The sequence below is a fragment of the Caldimonas tepidiphila genome, assembly GCF_003569765.1.
GTDB classification, from domain to species: Bacteria; Pseudomonadota; Gammaproteobacteria; order Burkholderiales; family Burkholderiaceae_C; genus Caldimonas; species Caldimonas tepidiphila.
In genome coordinates, this window is the sequence record NZ_KZ983969.1 from 1 (window position 1) to 265 (window position 265).

Below are 265 nucleotides of genomic sequence, written 5' to 3' on the forward strand. Positions count from 1 at the left end.
GGCCTGCTCGTCCGACAGGTTGTAGAGCGCCTGCAGAAACAGCACCTTGACCATCACGAGCGTCGGATACGGAGGCCGCCCGCCCTTGCTGCGATCCGGCCTCGGGCAGGCCGCATCCACCGCAACCGCCACCTGCTCGAAGTCCACCAACTCGCCCATGCGCTCCAGGCTATCGGTGTACTGCTGCAGCTTCACGTCTGTGGGCTGCTGCACGAACATGTCGCCCTGCGGCGCCAACGCCTGCTCGGTCTTGGTCTTCTTGCTG

The 265-nt window shown here is 65.3% G+C and carries 1 protein-coding gene; it reads right to left on the reverse strand.

The genetic code is table 11. The features are described 5' to 3' along the window. Positions 1 to 237, reverse strand: a 237-nt coding sequence (locus D3A59_RS03515; RefSeq protein ID WP_419187230.1) for a transposase, incomplete at its 3' end; no start/stop codon positions are given. Between the last annotated feature and the right edge of the window lie 28 nt (positions 238 to 265).